The sequence below is a fragment of the Thiohalobacter sp. genome (assembly GCF_027000115.1).
In the GTDB taxonomy this organism is placed as follows: domain Bacteria; phylum Pseudomonadota; class Gammaproteobacteria; order Thiohalobacterales; family Thiohalobacteraceae; genus JALTON01.
In genome coordinates, this window is the sequence record NZ_JALTON010000034.1 from 1 (window position 1) to 15583 (window position 15583).

Annotated in this window: 17 protein-coding genes; 9 read left to right on the forward strand and 8 right to left on the reverse strand. The window is 66.7% G+C overall.

The window, feature by feature from the left end; translation table 11 throughout:
- The 5 genes from queA to secF form a co-directional block, all read left to right on the forward strand.
- Window positions 1-803: tRNA preQ1(34) S-adenosylmethionine ribosyltransferase-isomerase QueA (gene queA, locus MVF76_RS05270; protein ID WP_297527749.1), on the forward strand; the 803-nt coding region annotated here is incomplete at its 5' end.
- A gap of 55 nt (window positions 804-858) precedes the next feature.
- Entirely contained in the window at window positions 859-1953 is a 1095-nt protein-coding gene (tgt, locus tag MVF76_RS05275; RefSeq protein WP_297527750.1) for a tRNA guanosine(34) transglycosylase Tgt, read from the forward strand.
- A 369-nt stretch (window positions 1954-2322) separates the two neighbouring features.
- On the forward strand, window positions 2323-2673 hold the full coding sequence (yajC, locus tag MVF76_RS05280; protein WP_317622935.1) for a preprotein translocase subunit YajC: 351 nt from the start codon (window positions 2323-2325) through the stop codon (window positions 2671-2673).
- Window positions 2674-2722: 49 nt separating this feature from the next.
- Window positions 2723-4588 (forward strand): protein translocase subunit SecD, encoded by a 1866-nt coding sequence (gene secD / locus MVF76_RS05285; RefSeq protein ID WP_297527751.1) that lies wholly within the window; start codon window positions 2723-2725, stop codon window positions 4586-4588.
- A 262-nt stretch (window positions 4589-4850) separates the two neighbouring features.
- Entirely contained in the window at window positions 4851-5786 is a 936-nt protein-coding gene (gene secF, locus MVF76_RS05290) for a protein translocase subunit SecF (RefSeq protein ID WP_297527752.1), read from the forward strand.
- Window positions 5787-5973: 187 nt separating this feature from the next.
- Here secF and MVF76_RS05295 read toward each other — a convergent pair whose 3' ends face one another.
- A complete protein-coding gene (locus tag MVF76_RS05295) occupies window positions 5974-6321 on the reverse strand; it encodes an ArsR/SmtB family transcription factor (RefSeq protein ID WP_297527753.1) in 348 nt (115 codons plus the stop codon).
- Between the two features lie 97 nt (window positions 6322-6418).
- Between MVF76_RS05295 and MVF76_RS05300 the strand changes: the two genes are divergently transcribed.
- Window positions 6419-7150, forward strand: a complete 732-nt coding sequence (locus MVF76_RS05300; protein ID WP_297527754.1) for an MBL fold metallo-hydrolase — start codon at window positions 6419-6421, stop codon at window positions 7148-7150.
- Window positions 7147-8454, forward strand: coding sequence for an MFS transporter (locus MVF76_RS05305; protein ID WP_297527755.1), 1308 nt, complete (start codon window positions 7147-7149; stop codon window positions 8452-8454). The genes MVF76_RS05300 and MVF76_RS05305 overlap by 4 nt, the downstream gene beginning before the upstream one ends.
- Before the next feature lie 6 nt (window positions 8455-8460).
- Here MVF76_RS05305 and MVF76_RS05310 read toward each other — a convergent pair whose 3' ends face one another.
- The 6 genes from MVF76_RS05310 to MVF76_RS05335 form a co-directional block, all read right to left on the reverse strand.
- Window positions 8461-8796 (reverse strand): hypothetical protein, encoded by a 336-nt coding sequence (locus MVF76_RS05310; RefSeq protein ID WP_297527756.1) that lies wholly within the window; start codon window positions 8794-8796, stop codon window positions 8461-8463.
- A gap of 212 nt (window positions 8797-9008) precedes the next feature.
- The gene (locus tag MVF76_RS05315) at window positions 9009-9239 is read right to left on the reverse strand and encodes a hypothetical protein (RefSeq protein ID WP_297527757.1); all 231 of its coding nucleotides are present in this window, start codon (window positions 9237-9239) and stop codon (window positions 9009-9011) included.
- A gap of 88 nt (window positions 9240-9327) precedes the next feature.
- Entirely contained in the window at window positions 9328-10128 is an 801-nt protein-coding gene (gene suhB, locus MVF76_RS05320) for an inositol-1-monophosphatase (RefSeq protein WP_297527758.1), read from the reverse strand.
- An 81-nt stretch (window positions 10129-10209) separates the two neighbouring features.
- Entirely contained in the window at window positions 10210-11103 is an 894-nt protein-coding gene (asd, locus tag MVF76_RS05325; RefSeq protein WP_297527759.1) for an archaetidylserine decarboxylase, read from the reverse strand.
- A complete protein-coding gene (locus MVF76_RS05330; RefSeq protein ID WP_297527760.1) occupies window positions 11103-11561 on the reverse strand; it encodes a copper chaperone PCu(A)C in 459 nt (152 codons plus the stop codon). Before MVF76_RS05330 ends, asd begins: the two co-directional genes overlap by 1 nt.
- The gene (locus tag MVF76_RS05335; RefSeq protein WP_297527761.1) at window positions 11558-12205 is read right to left on the reverse strand and encodes an SCO family protein; all 648 of its coding nucleotides are present in this window, start codon (window positions 12203-12205) and stop codon (window positions 11558-11560) included. The genes MVF76_RS05330 and MVF76_RS05335 overlap by 4 nt, the downstream gene beginning before the upstream one ends.
- An 88-nt stretch (window positions 12206-12293) precedes the next feature.
- On the opposite strand from MVF76_RS05335, the gene prmB reads away from it, so the two are divergent.
- The gene (gene prmB / locus MVF76_RS05340) at window positions 12294-13244 is read left to right on the forward strand and encodes a 50S ribosomal protein L3 N(5)-glutamine methyltransferase (protein WP_297527762.1); all 951 of its coding nucleotides are present in this window, start codon (window positions 12294-12296) and stop codon (window positions 13242-13244) included.
- A gap of 191 nt (window positions 13245-13435) precedes the next feature.
- Window positions 13436-14824, forward strand: a complete 1389-nt coding sequence (hemN, locus tag MVF76_RS05345; protein ID WP_297527763.1) for an oxygen-independent coproporphyrinogen III oxidase — start codon at window positions 13436-13438, stop codon at window positions 14822-14824.
- A gap of 318 nt (window positions 14825-15142) precedes the next feature.
- On the opposite strand, the gene MVF76_RS05350 is transcribed toward hemN, so the two are convergent.
- Window positions 15143-15403: a hypothetical protein gene (locus MVF76_RS05350; protein ID WP_297527765.1), complete on the reverse strand. Its 261-nt coding sequence runs from the start codon at window positions 15401-15403 to the stop codon at window positions 15143-15145.
- Window positions 15404-15583 lie beyond the last annotated feature (180 nt).

Below are 15583 nucleotides of genomic sequence, written 5' to 3' on the forward strand. Positions count from 1 at the left end.
GGGTGGAGGTGCTGATCGAGCGGGTGCTGGACAGGCGACGCGCGCTGGCCCACGTCCGGGCCAGCAAGTCGCCCCGGCCGGGCAGCGAACTGCGCCTGGAATCGGCGCTCGATGTGAGGGTGCTCGGTCGGGGCGATGACCTGTTCGAACTGGAATTTCCCGCCGGGCGCACGGTGCTGGAGTGGCTGGAGGCCCACGGACATGTCCCGCTGCCACCCTATATCGCGCGTGCCGACGACGCCGCCGACCGCGAACGCTACCAGACCGTCTATGCCCGCCGGCCGGGCGCCGTGGCCGCGCCCACCGCCGGCCTGCACTTCGACGACGCCATGCTGGAGCGGCTGGCGGCGCGGGGCGTGCGCACGGCGCGAGTCACCCTGCACGTCGGCGCCGGGACCTTTCAGCCGGTGCGCGTGGAACGGCTGGAGGATCACCGGATGCACGCCGAGTATCTGGAAGTGGACGAGACCGCCTGCGAGGCAGTGGCCGCGACGCGGGCCAGAGGGGGGCGCGTGGTGGCGGTGGGCACCACGGTGGTGCGCAGCCTGGAGACGGCGGCGGCCGACGGCGAGTTGCGGCCCTACCGCGGCGAGACCCGGCTGTTCATTCGCCCGGGTTACCGCTTCCGGGTGGTCGATGCCCTGCTCACCAATTTCCACCTCCCCGAATCCACGCTGCTGATGCTGGTCAGCGCCTTCGCCGGCCATGAGCACGTCATGCGTGCCTACCGTCATGCAGTCGAGCAGCGCTACCGCTTCTTCAGCTACGGGGATGCGATGTTTGTTGTGAGGCGTGAGGGGTGAGGCGTGAGGCGGTTGTTCTGTTCCGTGGCATTGTCAGCCGTGGGGTGAACAGGGCATGAAATTCGAGCTGATGGCGACCGACGGGGCCGCGCGGCGCGGCCGGCTGACCTTCCCGCGCGGGACGGTGGAGACGCCGGCCTTCATGCCGGTGGGTACCTACGGCACGGTCAAGGCCATGGCCCCGGAGGAGGTGCGGGCGACCGGGGCCGAGATCATCCTCGGCAACACCTTCCATCTGATGCTGCGGCCCGGTACCGGGATCATCCGGGCTCATGGCGACCTTCACGACTTCATGCACTGGGACGGCCCCATCCTGACCGATTCCGGGGGCTTCCAGGTGTTCAGTCTTGGCGACCTGCGCAAAATCACGGAAGAGGGCGTGCGCTTCCGCTCGCCGGTGGATGGCTCAATGGTGTTCCTGGGGCCGGAGGCGTCCATGGCGGTGCAGCGCGAACTGGGCTCGGACATCGTCATGATCTTCGACGAATGCACGCCCTGGCCGGCCAGCGAGCGCGAGGCCGAGGAATCCATGCGCCTGTCACTGCGCTGGGCGGCGCGGTCGAAGGCGGCGCACGGCGACAACCCGGCGGCGTTGTTCGGCATCGTGCAGGGCGGCATGTACCCGGCGCTGCGCCAGGCCTCGGTCGAGGGCCTGCTGGAGATCGGTTTCGACGGCTATGCCGTGGGCGGGCTGTCGGTGGGGGAGCCGGAGGCGGAGCGGCTGGCGGTGCTGGATGCGACCGTGCCGCGGCTGCCGGCCGAGCGGCCACGCTACCTGATGGGTGTGGGACGGCCGGAGGACATCGTCGCGGCGGTGCAGCGTGGCATCGACATGTTCGACTGCGTACTGCCCACCCGCAATGCCCGCAACGGTTACCTGTTCACCCACCAGGGCATCGTCAAGATCCGCAACAGCGCCCATCGCCGGGATACCGGGCCGCTGGACCCCCTGTGCGACTGCTACACCTGCCGCAACTACAGTCGCGCCTATCTGCACCATCTGGACCGCTGCAACGAGATCCTGGGCAGTCGGCTGAATACCCTGCACAACCTTCATTACTACCAGACCCTGATGCGCGGGCTACGTGCGGCCATCGCCGAGGGCCGGCTGGACGCCTTCGTCGCCGAATTCCACGCCCTGCGCGCCTGAGCCGCATATTGCACCCGGGCGGAAGCGGGCGGCCGGCAACCTGTTGTCCTGGTGGGCAATGAACCGGGTTGCCCGTGGCCCGGAGTACGATTTGTGCCCATCCGCTTCCTGCTGCGGCCCTGGCGGATTTTCGCTCGGCCTCGGGGGCGCTTCACTCAAGCCGTAGCGACGGCCACGGCTTGAGCGCCAGCCCGCCCCGAGCCCGGCAGCAAATCCGCCATCATCCGCAGCCCCTGGTGCAATATGCGGGCTAAGCCGGGGGCACGGAGCATTGACCCGGTGGCTGTGTCATAATACCGCCCGCTTCCCGGGTACCGGCTCCGACCGACCGGGAAGCCCCTTGAATCAGAACAGGAAAGAGAGCATTCCATGGCCAGTCTGACCGATTTCTTCATTGCCTCCGCCCATGCCGAGGGCGCCGCGCCGGCCGCCCAGCAGCCGGACCCGCTGATGAGCTTCCTGCCGCTGATCCTCATTTTCGTAGTCTTCTATTTCCTGCTCATCCGGCCGCAGCAGAAGAAGGTCAAGGAACACAAGGCCATGGTGGATGCGCTGAAGAAGGGCGACGAGGTGGTGACCAACGGTGGCCTGCTCGGACGGGTGACCGAAGTCGGCGAGAACTTCGTGCAGCTCAGGGTGGCCGACAACGTCGAGGTGAGGGTGCAGCGCCAGGCAGTGGCCGCGCTGATGCCCAAGGGCACCATGAAGGACGCACTCTGAGACTGGCTTGCACGGGCCGGGCGCGGTGCCCGGCCGCATCGGGTTTCCCATGATCAATCAATATCCCCTCTGGAAGTACCTGCTCATCCTGGTCGTGGTGCTGGTCGGCACCCTCTACGCCCTGCCCAACATCTACGGCGAGGATCCGGCGGTCCAGATCTCGCCCTCGCGCATGGAACAGGTGGACGAGAGCGTGCGCGCCAAGGTAGAGAGCACGCTGCAGGCAGCCGGCATCCAGCCCAAGTCCATCGAGCTGGAGAGCAACCGGCTGCTGGTACGCTTCCACGACACCGAAACCCAGCTTGCGGCGGCCGACCGCTTGCGGGAGGCGTTGGGCGAACGTTTCATCGTCGCACTCAATCTGGCCAGTGCCGAACCGGCCTGGCTGGAGGCGATTGGCGCCAGGCCCATGTATCTCGGCCTGGACCTGCGTGGCGGCGTGCATTTTCTGATGGAAGTGGACATGGAGGCGGCGCTGGAACAGTCGGAAAAGCGTTACGTCAGCGATTTCCGCAGCGTGCTGCGCAAACGTGACAAGCCGATCCGCTACATCACCATCGGTCGCCGCGGCCACGACATCGTGGCCCAGTTCCGTACCGAGGCCGATCGCGATGCGGCGCTGGAAGCGCTGCGCAAGGAATTCCCGGAACTGGAATACAGCACCCGAGAGGAGGGTGATCGCTGGCTTGTGGTGGCCCGCATCAGCGAGGCCGAGCAGCGTCAGATCCGTGACTTCGCGCTGCAGCAGAACATCACTACCCTGCGCAATCGCGTCAACGAGCTGGGCGTGGCCGAGCCAGTGATCCAGCAGCAGGGTGACAGCCGCATCGTGGTGCAGCTTCCCGGCGTGCAGGACACTGCGCGTGCCAAGGAGATCCTCGGTGCCACCGCGACGCTTGAATTCCGGCTGGTGGACGAGGGGCACGATCCCTTCGAGGCCGAGCGCACCGGGCGCATCCCTGCCGGCACCGAGCTGCTGCGCGAGCGCAACGGCACGCCGGTGCTGCTGGAGCGCCGTGTCATCGTGACCGGCGACCGCATCACCGATGCTGCCTCCGGTTTCGATCAGGATACCGGCGGCGCGGCGGTGTTCATCAATCTCGACGGCAAGGGCGCGGCGCAGATGACCGCCGGGACCCGCGACAATGTCGGCCGCCTGATGGCGGTGGTATTCATCGAGAACAAGGTGGAGACGCGCAAGGTCGACGGCGAGCTGGTCAAGGAGAAGCGCACCATCCGCGAGGTGATCAACATTGCCCGCATCCGCGAGCAGCTTGCCCGGCGCTTCCAGATCACCGGGCTGGATTCACCCGAGGAGGCGCGCAATCTGGCGTTGTTGCTGCGCGCCGGCGCGCTGGCGGCGCCCATCGAGATCGTCGAGGAACGGACCGTCGGCCCCAGCCTGGGCAAGGAGAACATCGAGCAGGGCTTCAACTCGGTGGTGATCGGCTTTGCCGTGGTGCTGGTGTTCATGGCGCTCTACTATCGGGTGTTCGGCTTGGTGGCCGATGTGGCGCTGGCCATGAACCTGGTGCTGATCGTGGCGGTACTGTCCATGTTGCAGGCGACGCTGACCCTGCCCGGCATCGCCGGCATCGTGTTGACCGTGGGCATGGCGGTGGACGCCAACGTGCTCATATTCGAGCGCATACGCGAGGAGTTGCGGGCCGGGAACAGCCCGCAGGCCAGCATTCATGCCGGCTACGAGAAGGCACTGTCGACCATTGCCGATGCCAATGTCACCACCCTGATCGCCGCGGTGGTGCTGTTCAGCTTCGGCACCGGGCCGGTCAAGGGCTTCGCGGTGACCCTGTCGATCGGCATCCTCACCTCCATGTTCACCGCCATCATGGGCACCCGCGCCCTGATCAACCTGATCTATGGCGGCAAGCGGATCCAGCGCCTCGCCATATAGCCCGAAAATTGCACGAAGCCGCTGAGATCCGGAAGCACGCTCATGGGTACCAAGAACATTTTTCGTACAGCAGCAGGCAACGGTTTGTTACCGTACCGCTCTGCCGGCGTCTGCACGCCTGGCGCGCCCGATCGCACCGCTCTTCACTCGAACCGTAGCGAAAGCTACGCTTTTCGCTCCAAAGCGGCACGCTCGAACACGCCAGACGCACATCCATCCGGCAGCTTCGTGCAACTTTCGGGCTAGGCAGAAGGAAAGCAACATGCGCATCCTGAGCGGCAATACCTCCATCGACTTCATGGGCAAGCGGCGCCTGGCGCTGGTCCTGTCCACGGTCGTGATCCTGGCCTCGCTGGCTTCCCTGTTCACCCAGGGCCTGAAGCTCGGCATCGACTTCACCGGCGGCACCCTGATCGAGGTCGGCTATGCCGAGCCGGTGGACCTGGCCGGGGTTCGCAAGGCCCTGGCCGAGGCCGGTTTCCCTGATGCGCAGGTCCAGCACTTCGGTTCGTCGCGGGACGTGCTGATCCGCATTGCGCCGCGCGAGTCGGAAAGCAGTGCGGAGCTGTCGAGCAGGCTGCTGCGTGCCCTGCAGGCACGGGGCGCCGAGCTGGAGATGCGCCGGGTCGAGTTCGTGGGGCCGCAGGTGGGCGAGGAGCTGACCGAAAAGGGCGGACTGGCGATGCTCTATGCCCTCATCGGCATCCTGATCTACGTTTCTCTGCGCTTTGAGTACCGCTTCTCGCTGGGTTCGGTGGCGGCGCTGGTTCACGACGTCGTCATCACCCTGGGCGTGTTCTCGGTGACGCAGATGGAATTCGATCTCACTGTGCTTGCGGCCATCCTGGCGGTGATCGGCTACTCGTTGAACGATACCATCGTGGTGTTCGACCGTATCCGGGAGAACTTCCGCAAGATGCGCAAGGGTTCCCCGGTGGAGGTGATGAATCGCTCCATCAACCAGACCCTGTCCCGCACCCTGATGACATCGCTGACCACGCTGCTGGTGCTGATCGCGCTGTTCGTGTTCGGCGGCGAGGTGATCCACGCCTTCGCCTTTGCGCTCATTGTCGGCATCCTGGTCGGTACCTACTCCTCGATCTATGTTGCCAGTACCGTGGCGCTGCATCTGGGTGTCAGCAAGCAGGATCTGATGCCGGTGAAGAAGGAAGGCGCCGAGGTCGAGGACCGGCCCTGACGAACGCCCCGGAGGCACAGCCATCCGGCAGCCTGGCGCAACCTTTGGGCCCGCCGATGTCCCGGTTTGCGCTGCGTTCCAGATGGGTAAAGGCGCGCAGCGACGTGCCCATCATGATTCAGCGGCATTTTGATGGGCACGGCCTTCCAAGCCTTTGCCCATCCACGGATTTTTGCAACGATTGGGTTTATCCACCCGATGCCGTTGCGGTCCCGCGCTCACCGGCGAGGCGGGCACGGTGGTTGTGCAGCCACTGGTCGAAGGCCGCCAGCAGTTCCAGCAGCCGCGTGTCGTAGAGACAGTAGTAGACGTAGCCCCCTCGGCGTTCCCCCTTGACCAGTCCCGCCTCACGCAGTGCGCGCAGGTGGAAGGACACGTTGGTCTGGCTGAGGCCGGTGGCCTCGACGATGTCGGACACCGGCACACACTCCAGGCCCATGCTCTTCAGAATCCGCAGCCGGTTGGGTTCGGCGAGAATCTTGAAGGTCTCGCCGAGGGACTTGACGTCCAGCTTTTTATATGCGTCAATGCTCATATGTGTATTTACTCATGTTGTGAGGCGTGAGTCCAGCAAGTTCTTGAGTTGCTGCCGGTTGTTTTCGTCCGATCGGCCACACGGAGGAGGCAATCAGATGTTTTTCAAGCAATTATCCACCAAAGAGGCGTCCCTGTCCTATCTTTTTGGCTGTGGTGGCAAGGGCCGTGCCCTGGCCGTGGATGTGGTTGCCGGTGACGAGGACTGGTTCGTGACGCAGGCCGAGGCGCAGCAGGTGACCATCACCCATGTCATCGAGACCCACGTCCATGCCGACCACTATTCGGGGGGCCGTGCGCTGGCCGAGCGCCTCGGCGCACAGTACTGTCTCCATGCCAGCGCGCAGGTCCGGTTTCCGTTCCACGCCCTGGCCGACGGCGACCTGATCGAGGCGGGCAACGTAAGCGTTCGCGTCCTGCACACGCCCGGTCATACCGAAGACAGCATCTGCCTGCTGGTGACCGACCGGCGCCGCGGCGAGGCGCCCTGGTTCGTGCTCACCGGCGATACCCTGTTCGTCGGCGCCGTGGGGCGTCCTGATCTCGCCGGTCGCGAGGTGGAGATGGCCGGGCGGCTGTTCGATTCCCTGCACCGGAAGCTGCTGGTGCTGCCCGACGAGACGGAGATCTTCCCGGCGCACCAGGCCGGCAGCGTGTGTGGCGCCGGTCTGTCGGGCAAGCCCTGTTCCACGCTCGGCTTCGAGCGCCGCTTCAATCCGTTGCTGGCGGAAACCGACCGCGATGCCTTCATCCACGCGCTGACGGCCGAGATCCCGCCGCGTCCTGCGGAGATGGAGCGCATCGTTGCCGCCAACTCGGGTGCCGCATGACCGACCTGCAACACGGCATCCGCGCCAACTGGCAGCAGTTCCTGCACCAACTGGTACAGGTGTTCTTCGTCGGCATGACCCTGGGCATGCTGCGCACCGTGGTGCCGGCGCTGGCCGAGTCCGAGTTCGGCGTGCCGCGCGGTTCCTTCATGCTGCTGGTCGCCTTCGTGGTGGCCTTCGGCTTCGTCAAGGGTGCACTCAACTTCGTCGCCGGCCGGCTGTCGGAGCGCCATGGCCGGCGCAAGGTGCTGATCTGGGGCTGGCTGGCGGCGCTGCCCATTCCGCCGATGATCCTGTTCGCGCCCGGCTGGGACTGGGTGGTGGCGGCCACCGTGCTGCTGGGCGTCAACCAGGGCTTCACCTGGTCCATGACCCAGACCGCCAAGCTGGATCTCACCCGCGCCGACCAGCGCGGCTTCACCATCGGCCTGAACGAGTTCTCCGGCTATTTCGGCGTGGCCGTCGCCGGTGTCATCACCGGCTATCTGGCAACGCACATGGGTCCGCGTTGGGCGCTGTTCCTCTTTGGTGCCGTCTGCATCCTGCTTTCGCTGGCGTTCACCCTGCTCTGGGTCAGGGACACACTGCCCTGGGCGCGCGCCGAGGCCGCCCGGCACGCGGCCGGTACCGCCACCGGGCCGCGCCCGCGGTTTCCGCAGAACGTCTCCGAGCGCCCGGGTACCGGAGAGATTTTCGCCCTGATGAGCTGGCGCGACCGGCGCATGGCCGCCTTTTCGCAGGCGGGACTGGTGGAGAAGTTCGTCGACGCCCTGGTATGGGTCTATTATCCGGTCTTTCTCTACAGCCGCGGGCTGGGGCTGGCGGACATCGGCTGGATCGTCGGCGTCTATGGTTTTGTCTGGGGCGGCTCGCAGTTCCTGACCGGACGCTGGTCCGACCGGGTCGGCCGGCGCCTGCCCATCGTCGCCGGCATGTGGCTGTGCGGAGCAGGCGTGATCATGATGCTGCCGGGGGAAGGCGTGCTGTGGTGGTCACTGTCGGCCGCGGTCACGGGCTTCGGCATGGCGCTGTTGTATCCCAATCTCAGCGCGGCCGTGGCGGACATCGCGCATCCCGACTGGCGCGGCTCGGCCATCGGCATCTACCGCTTCTGGCGCGACCTGGGCTATGGCGTCGGCGCGCTGGCGCTGGGTGCCGCCTCGCAGCTCAGCGGCCGGCTCGATACCGGCTTCTGGGTGGTCGGGATCAGCATGTTCGTCTCCGGCCTGCTGGTGTGGCTGCTGGCCGAGGAAACCCATCCCCGGCTCAATCCCGCCGACGACCGAGCCGTCCCCAAATCCTGAAAGGGTTCAGCGCGCCTTGCGTACCTCGTCCAGGGGGTCGGGGTCGTCCTCGCTGGGCAGGATGGTGCTGCACCAGCTGCTGCTACGCTCCTCGCAGCGGTCGGCATCCGCCCCGCGGATGGTGAGCGCCGCCCAGATGGAGGCGGCGACCCAGAGCCCCAGCCCCAGCAGTGCGACCTGCGGACCCGTGCCCTCGGCAGGGCCGCCCCAGATCAGTCCGTACAGGATGCCGACGATTCCGGTGAGCCAGAACACGCCAATGGGCGCGGCACAGCAGCCGGCACAGCCATAGCGACAGGCGGCGAAGGGGGGTACGAGAAGAACGAGCAATGTTTTCGGCATTGGCGCCTCTCCGGACCCGGCGATTGGGGTCTGCCGGTGTGGCGGCGGGCCGACGACCATTCGGTTGCGCGACCTGCCGCCATGCGCCCGACCGACAGTCTCGACCGGTTCCTCTGCAGTGGCTACAACGTTCCGGTACCCGCGGGTGACCGGAGGATCATGGTTGTTTCGCTCTCGTGTATATCACATTTGCCCGGACAGGCAAATGCGGGTCAGGCGCGCAGCCCGGTGCGACGGAAGGGCAGGACGGTGGCAGCGGGTGGTTCGGCGGCGGCCGGGACGGCGGGCTCGATGCCCAGGATCTCGACGCTGCCCTGGAAATCCAGGCCCTTGATGGCGGCCAGTTCCTCCAGCCCCCCGAGGACATCGCGCATGGTCAGTTCGAGCTCGCGCCCGGCCTGATCCATGTTACGCAGCTCGTTGTCCTTGCGATGAAAAGCCATGCTTCCGGACCTCCGCGGAGGGTTACGGGCAGTGGCCTGCCCTTGCCCCCTGATAGCGGCGCGGGCGTCGTGGAACTTGAGTCGCTCGTCAGGCGCTCAGCGCGGGCGTGAGGTGGGGCCGGATCTTCTTCACCAGCAAGGCGAACATGCGCGGATTGCCACCGACGATGTTGCCGCTGCGCAGGTAGTTGTCGCCGCCCTGGAAGTCGCCGACGATGCCGCCGGCCTCCCGGATCAGCAGGGCGCCAGCGGCCATGTCCCAGATGTTCAGGCCGATTTCCCAGAAGCCGTCCAGGCGACCGGCCGCCACGTAGGCAAGATCCAGTGCCGCCGAACCGGGCCGGCGGATGCCGGAGGTTTCCAGCAGCAGGTCGCGGAACATGCCCAGGTAGGCATCGAGATGATCGTGGTGCTTGAACGGAAATCCGGTGCCCAGCAGCGCGCCCTCCAGGCTGCTGCGCCGGGCCACGCGGATGCGCCGGTTGTTGAGCTGGGCGCCTTCCCCGCGGCTGGCGGTGAACAGCTCTTGGCGCAGCGGATCATAGACCACGCCCTGTTCCAGTCGCCCCTTGTGACTGAGCGCAATGGATACCGCGAACTGGGGAAAGCCGTGCAGGAAGTTGGTGGTGCCGTCCAGCGGGTCGATGATCCAGCGGTACTCGCTGTCGGCGGCATGCTCGCCCGATTCCTCGGCCAGGATGGCGTGGTCGGGGTAGGCCTTGCGCAGGATGCGGATGATGGCCTCCTCGGCACGCCGGTCGACCTCGGAGACATAGTCGTTGCGGTCCTTGCTGGCCACCGTCAGTTCGTCGAGCCGGTCGACGTGGCGCACGATGACGTCGCCGGCTGCCCGGGCGGCGCGCACGGCTATGTTGAGCATGGGATGCATGGTTGCGAAATCCAGGGAGCCTGCCGGAAAGGGCGGCAAGGATAGCAGAATCGCCGGGGCGGTTCGACAGCGTGGCGGGCGTCAGTCCGGTCCGGCGCGACGGGCCAGGGTCTGTCCCATGCGCACCGGCGCGCCCGCGGTGATGGCCGGGTCCAGCGTCGCGGCGCCCGGCGGGAACAGCACGATCACCGTCGAGCCCATGTTGAAACGACCGAGTTCGGCGCCGCGGGGCAGGCGGACCACGCCCTCGCCCTCGGCGGGATAGTCCCTGCGCCGGATGCGCCAGCCGTGCGGCGGGGTTTCCAAACCGCTCCAGACGGTTTCGATGGCGGACACGAACAGGGCACCGACCGCGATCAGGGCGACGGGACCGGCATCGGTCTCGAACAGGCAGGCCAGCCGCTCGTTGCGTGCGAACAGCCGCGGGACCCGGCGCACGGTGTGTGGTGCCACGCTGAACAGGCGCCCCGGCACATACAGGGTGTGGTCGAGACGGCCGTCGCAGGGCATGTGGATGCGATGGTAGTCGCGCGGCGACAGGTAGAGGGTGGCAAAGCGGCCATTGCGGAAGCGTGCCGCCGTGTCCGGGTCACCGGCCAGCAGCTCGTCGAGACGGTAGTGCCGGCCCTTGGCCTGCAGCAGGCGGTCGTCGTCGATGGCGCCGGCCTCGCTCACCCGGCCGTCCACCGGGCAGAGGAAATGGTTCGGGTCCGGGTCCAGCGGCCGTGCGTCGGGACGCAGGGCGCGGGTGAAGAAGGCATTGAAGCAGGGATAGGCGTCGGGATCGGGGTCCAGGGCCTCGTCCAGGTTCACGCCATAGTGGCGCACCACGAAGCGGATCAGCAGGTTCTTCCACCAGCGTATCCGCAGCCGGGTGGCCCGGAGCACGATGCGCGACAGCGCATGGTGGGGCAGCAGGTACTGGGCAAGGACCAGCAGGCTCTCCAGCGGCGCGGCGCCGCGTTCGCCGGACATCAGTGGTGACTGTGACGGCTGTGGTCCGTGCCGCCGCCGCGACCCCTGCGTACCTCGAAGGTGACCGGCAGGCTTTCACCGTCGGCGAAGCGCAGCGTCAGGATGACGCGATCGCCCTCGGCCAACGCGCGCCGCGGACCGATCAGCATCAGATGAAGGCCGCCGGGCGCCAGGCGCAGCATGCCCTGTGCCGGGATCACCAGCGATGCCTGCGGCAGCATGCGCGCCATGCCGTTCTCGATCAGGGTGCGGTGCATTTCCACGCGCTCGAAGTCGTCGCTCTCGACCGCCACCAGCCGCCGCTCGCGATCCGATTCGTTGTGCAGCATGGCGAAGCCCGCGAGTACCCGCGCCGTGGGCGGGGCCTCGCGAATCCAGGGTGACATCGGGCGCAGGTCGCCGGCGGTCACGGACAGCGGCAGGCACATCAGCAGCAGGGCGAGCAGTCGGACGCTCATCGCAGGGCCTCGTGGTAGGAAAGAATCTCGGCCAGGTCGCCGGCCAGGGCCTCGGGGTCGTGGGGCGGCGTCATGATGGCGTGCAGCCGCGCCTCGGGATCGATCAGCAGCACCGCGGCGCTGTGGTCGACCAGGTAGCCGTCCCCTCCCTCGGAGCCGGCGACCTTCATGTACACCACGCCCAGCCGGCGGGTGAATTCCGTCAATGCCGCCGGGGTGCCGGTGAGACCGACGAAATCCTTGTTGAAATAGCGCACGAAGCGGCCGAGCTGTTCGCCGCGGTCGCGTTCGGGATCGACCGACACGAATACCACCCGCGGCGGGTCGCCGGGGTGCGGCAGCGCCGCCAGCCGATCGAGGGTGGCGTTCAGATCGGCCAGGGTCGTGGGGCACACGTCCGGGCAATGGGTATAGCCGAAGAACACCAGGTTCCAGTGGCCGCGGAAGTCCTCGGTGGTGAAGGGCCGGTCCTCCGCGTCGACCAGGCCGACGGCACCGATCGGCCGCGGTTCGGGCAGCAGGGTGGTGTGTCCACTCAGTGTCGGCGGGGGTGGCGGGCGGTCGAACCACTGCCAGGCCGCGAATCCGGCGGTCAGGGCCAGCAGCATCAGCGCCACGGGCAACAGTCGTTTGGACATGTTCATGGCGGCGGATTATTTCACAGCCCTCCGGTCCTGCCCAGTGCGCTGCGATGGGCTATGATGTCGCACCGATCCTGAGGTACCGATCCGAATGAGCGAAGCGATTCCTCCCGAGCTGCGTACTGCGCGCGATTTCCTGCGCTGGGGCGTCAGCCGGTTCCACGAACACGGGCTGGTGTTCGGCCATGGCACCGACAACGCCTTCGACGAGGCGCGGCTGCTGGTCACCCATGCCCTGCACCTGCCTTTCGGGGTCGACGATGCCTGGCTGGACGGCGCCCTGACCGCGGAGGAGCGCGCCGCGGTGCATGGCCTGCTGACGCGCCGCTTCCGGGAACGGATCCCCGCCGCCTACCTGACCGGCGAGGCCTGGTTTGCCGGCCTGCCGTTCGAGGTCACCCCCGAGGTGCTGATCCCGCGCTCGCCGCTGGCCGAGCTGATCGAGGCCCGGTTCGCGCCCTGGATCGATCCCGAGCGGGTCACGGACGCACTGGACCTGTGCACCGGCAGCGGCTGCATCGCCATTGCCACGGCCCTGCATCTGCCCGAGGCGCGGGTCGATGCCAGCGATGTCTCGCCGGCCGCGCTGGCGGTGGCCGCGCGCAATTGTGCCCGCCATGGCGTCACCGACCGGGTCCGGCTGGTCCAGTCCGACCTGTTCGCCGCCCTTGCTGACCGGCGCTACGACATCATTGTCAGCAACCCGCCCTACGTGGATGCCGGGGAGATGGCCGCGCTGCCGCCCGAGTACCGGCACGAGCCCGAGCTGGGGCTGGCCGCCGGCGGCGATGGTCTGGACCTGGTGCGCTGCATCCTGGCCGAGGCCGGGAGCCACCTGAACCCCGGCGGTATCCTGGTGGTCGAGGTGGGCAACAGTGCCGAGGCGCTGGCCCGGGCCTATCCTCGCCTGCCGCTGGTCTGGCTGGAGTTCGAACGGGGCGGGGAGGGCGTCTTCCTGCTCACGGCGGAGCAACTGGCCGAGCATCGGGCCGAGCTGGATGCGGCCCGAACGCCCGGCCGCTGCCCCCCGGGCTCGCTCTGAGGTGGGCGTGGCGAAGGAGCAGCGGGTTGCCTGTCCGTTGCCGAAACCGGGCCCGGCCGGCAACCAGGGCCGCACCGGAGCGGGTGTTGTCGGGGATGGCCGGCGGAGCGTCGGACCGGGTTGACGTAGATCATCCCGTCCTGTGCAGGATGGCGCTAGCATTTCTCCCGTAAATCCAGGGGCATTGAACCATGCAGCAGAGCCTCGAATTCGATTCCGAACTCATCCGCCGCTACGACACCAGCGGTCCGCGCTACACCTCCTATCCCACGGCGGTGCAGTTCACCGAGGCCTTCGGCGAGGCCGAGTACCGCGAGCGGGCACGGCGCAGCAACGAGACCGACACACCGGCGCCGCTGTCGCTGTACTTTCACATCCCCTTCTGCAACACCGTCTGCTTCTACTGTGCCTGCAACAAGGTGATCACGGCCAACCGCAAGCGCGCCCAGCCCTATCTGGATCACCTGTTCCGGGAGATCCGCATGCAGGGCGAGCTGTACGACCGCGATCGCCCGGTGGAACAGTTGCACTGGGGCGGCGGGACGCCGACCTTCATCAGCGACGAACAGATGCGGGCACTGATGGACGAGACCCGGCGTCATTTCGCGCTGCGTGACGACGACAGCGGCGAGTACTCCATCGAGATCGACCCGCGCGAGGCCGATGCCGGCACCATGGCGCTGCTGCGGGAACTGGGTTTCAATCGCATCAGCCTGGGCGTGCAGGACTTCGATCCGCGGGTGCAGCAGGCGGTCAACCGCATCCAGAGCGAGGAGGAGACCGCCGCCGTGCTGGAGGCCGCGCGTGCCGAGGGTTTCAAGTCGACCAGCATCGATCTCATCTACGGCCTGCCGCACCAGTCGGTGGACAGCTTCGCAGCGACCCTGGACAAGGTCATTGCCATGGGGCCGGACCGGCTGTCGGTGTTCAACTACGCCCACCTGCCCCAGATGTTCAAGACCCAGCGCCAGATCCGCGCCGAGGCGCTGCCCTCGGCCGACGAGAAGCTGGCCATCCTCGACTACACCATCGGCCGGCTGACAGAAGCCGGCTATGTCTACATCGGCATGGACCACTTCGCGCGCCCCGATGACGAACTGGCGGTGGCCCAGCGCGAGGGCACCCTGTATCGCAATTTCCAGGGCTACTCCACTCATGCCGACTGCGACCTGGTCGCCATGGGTGCGACCTCGATCAGCAAGGTGGGGGACAGCTACAGTCAGAATCTGAAGGGGCTGGAAGATTATTATGCCGCGCTGGAGGCCGGCAGACTGCCCGTGTTCCGGGGTGTTGTCCTGACTGCCGATGACCGCCTGCGGCGGGAGGTGATCACCCGGCTGATCTGCAACTTCGAACTGGACTTCGCCGACATCGAGGCCGCTTACGGTATCGACTTCGCAGACTATTTCGCCGATGCCCTGGAGCGCCTGCAGCCGATGCAGGCCGACGGCCTGCTGGTCGTCAACGCCGACGGCATCCAGGTGCAACCCCGTGGCCGGCTGCTGATCCGCAACATCTGCATGGTGTTCGATCGCTATCTGGGCAGCGACAGCCCGCAGCGGTTCTCTAAGGTGATCTAGCCCGCATATTGCACCAGGGCGGAAGCGGGCGGCAGGCAACTTGTTGTGTTGGCAAGCAATGAGCCGGGTTTTTTGCCCATGGCCCGGAGTACGATTTGTGCCCGCCCGCATCCTGCTGCGGCCCTGGCGGATTTTTTTCGCTCGGCCTCGGGGGCGCTTCACTCAAGCCGTAGCGACGGCTACGGCTTGAGCGCCAGCCCTCCCCGAGCCCGGCTGCAAATCCGCCATCATCCGCAGCCCCTGGTGCAACATGCGGGCTAGCAGCCTGTTGGACATTTTGCTCCTGGCGATGGCTGGAAATGGGCGCTTTGTCGGTAGCTAGGTGTTTCGCATTTCCGTGGCCTGAGGCGATTCTCCGGGCTTGCAAAGCCCCCGAATGGCTGAACACCGTTCTGCACAAAATTCACGCAGCCACCGCCCCAGGGCCGGCGGCACCGCATCCACCGTCGCCACCAGTTCCCGACGGTCGCTGGCCGCATTGGTCAGCCGCGCCCCCACGATCAGCTGGCTACCATCGGTGCTCACCGCCACCTGCCCGTTGTAGCTCTGACGATATTCGCTTCCCTTGCTCTTGCGCATCAGCGCCTAATCCGGGTCTGTGAGATTGATCTGCCGATCCCTTACTGAATCCAAAGGGTAATTCCTAACTATTTCGGACCAGAATTGGCTCAATTTCAGTGATGGAGACCCGCTTCATGAGCTGTAAAACAAGGGGTAAGAGGTCCTCATCGCGGTGATTGAACCGGAACGAAACTTCAC

Coding starts and splice junctions, on each gene's coding strand:
- tgt (WP_297527750.1), top strand. CDS start 859: ATGAAATTCGAGCTGATGGCGACCGACGGGGCCGCGCGGCGCGGCCGG.
- yajC (WP_317622935.1), top strand. CDS start 2,323: ATGGCCAGTCTGACCGATTTCTTCATTGCCTCCGCCCATGCCGAGGGC.
- secD (WP_297527751.1), top strand. CDS start 2,723: ATGATCAATCAATATCCCCTCTGGAAGTACCTGCTCATCCTGGTCGTG.
- secF (WP_297527752.1), top strand. CDS start 4,851: ATGCGCATCCTGAGCGGCAATACCTCCATCGACTTCATGGGCAAGCGG.
- MVF76_RS05295 (WP_297527753.1), bottom strand. CDS start 6,321: ATGAGCATTGACGCATATAAAAAGCTGGACGTCAAGTCCCTCGGCGAG.
- MVF76_RS05300 (WP_297527754.1), top strand. CDS start 6,419: ATGTTTTTCAAGCAATTATCCACCAAAGAGGCGTCCCTGTCCTATCTT.
- MVF76_RS05305 (WP_297527755.1), top strand. CDS start 7,147: ATGACCGACCTGCAACACGGCATCCGCGCCAACTGGCAGCAGTTCCTG.
- MVF76_RS05310 (WP_297527756.1), bottom strand. CDS start 8,796: ATGCCGAAAACATTGCTCGTTCTTCTCGTACCCCCCTTCGCCGCCTGT.
- MVF76_RS05315 (WP_297527757.1), bottom strand. CDS start 9,239: ATGGCTTTTCATCGCAAGGACAACGAGCTGCGTAACATGGATCAGGCC.
- suhB (WP_297527758.1), bottom strand. CDS start 10,128: ATGCATCCCATGCTCAACATAGCCGTGCGCGCCGCCCGGGCAGCCGGC.
- asd (WP_297527759.1), bottom strand. CDS start 11,103: ATGTCCGGCGAACGCGGCGCCGCGCCGCTGGAGAGCCTGCTGGTCCTT.
- MVF76_RS05330 (WP_297527760.1), bottom strand. CDS start 11,561: ATGAGCGTCCGACTGCTCGCCCTGCTGCTGATGTGCCTGCCGCTGTCC.
- MVF76_RS05335 (WP_297527761.1), bottom strand. CDS start 12,205: ATGAACATGTCCAAACGACTGTTGCCCGTGGCGCTGATGCTGCTGGCC.
- prmB (WP_297527762.1), top strand. CDS start 12,294: ATGAGCGAAGCGATTCCTCCCGAGCTGCGTACTGCGCGCGATTTCCTG.
- hemN (WP_297527763.1), top strand. CDS start 13,436: ATGCAGCAGAGCCTCGAATTCGATTCCGAACTCATCCGCCGCTACGAC.
- MVF76_RS05350 (WP_297527765.1), bottom strand. CDS start 15,403: ATGCGCAAGAGCAAGGGAAGCGAATATCGTCAGAGCTACAACGGGCAG.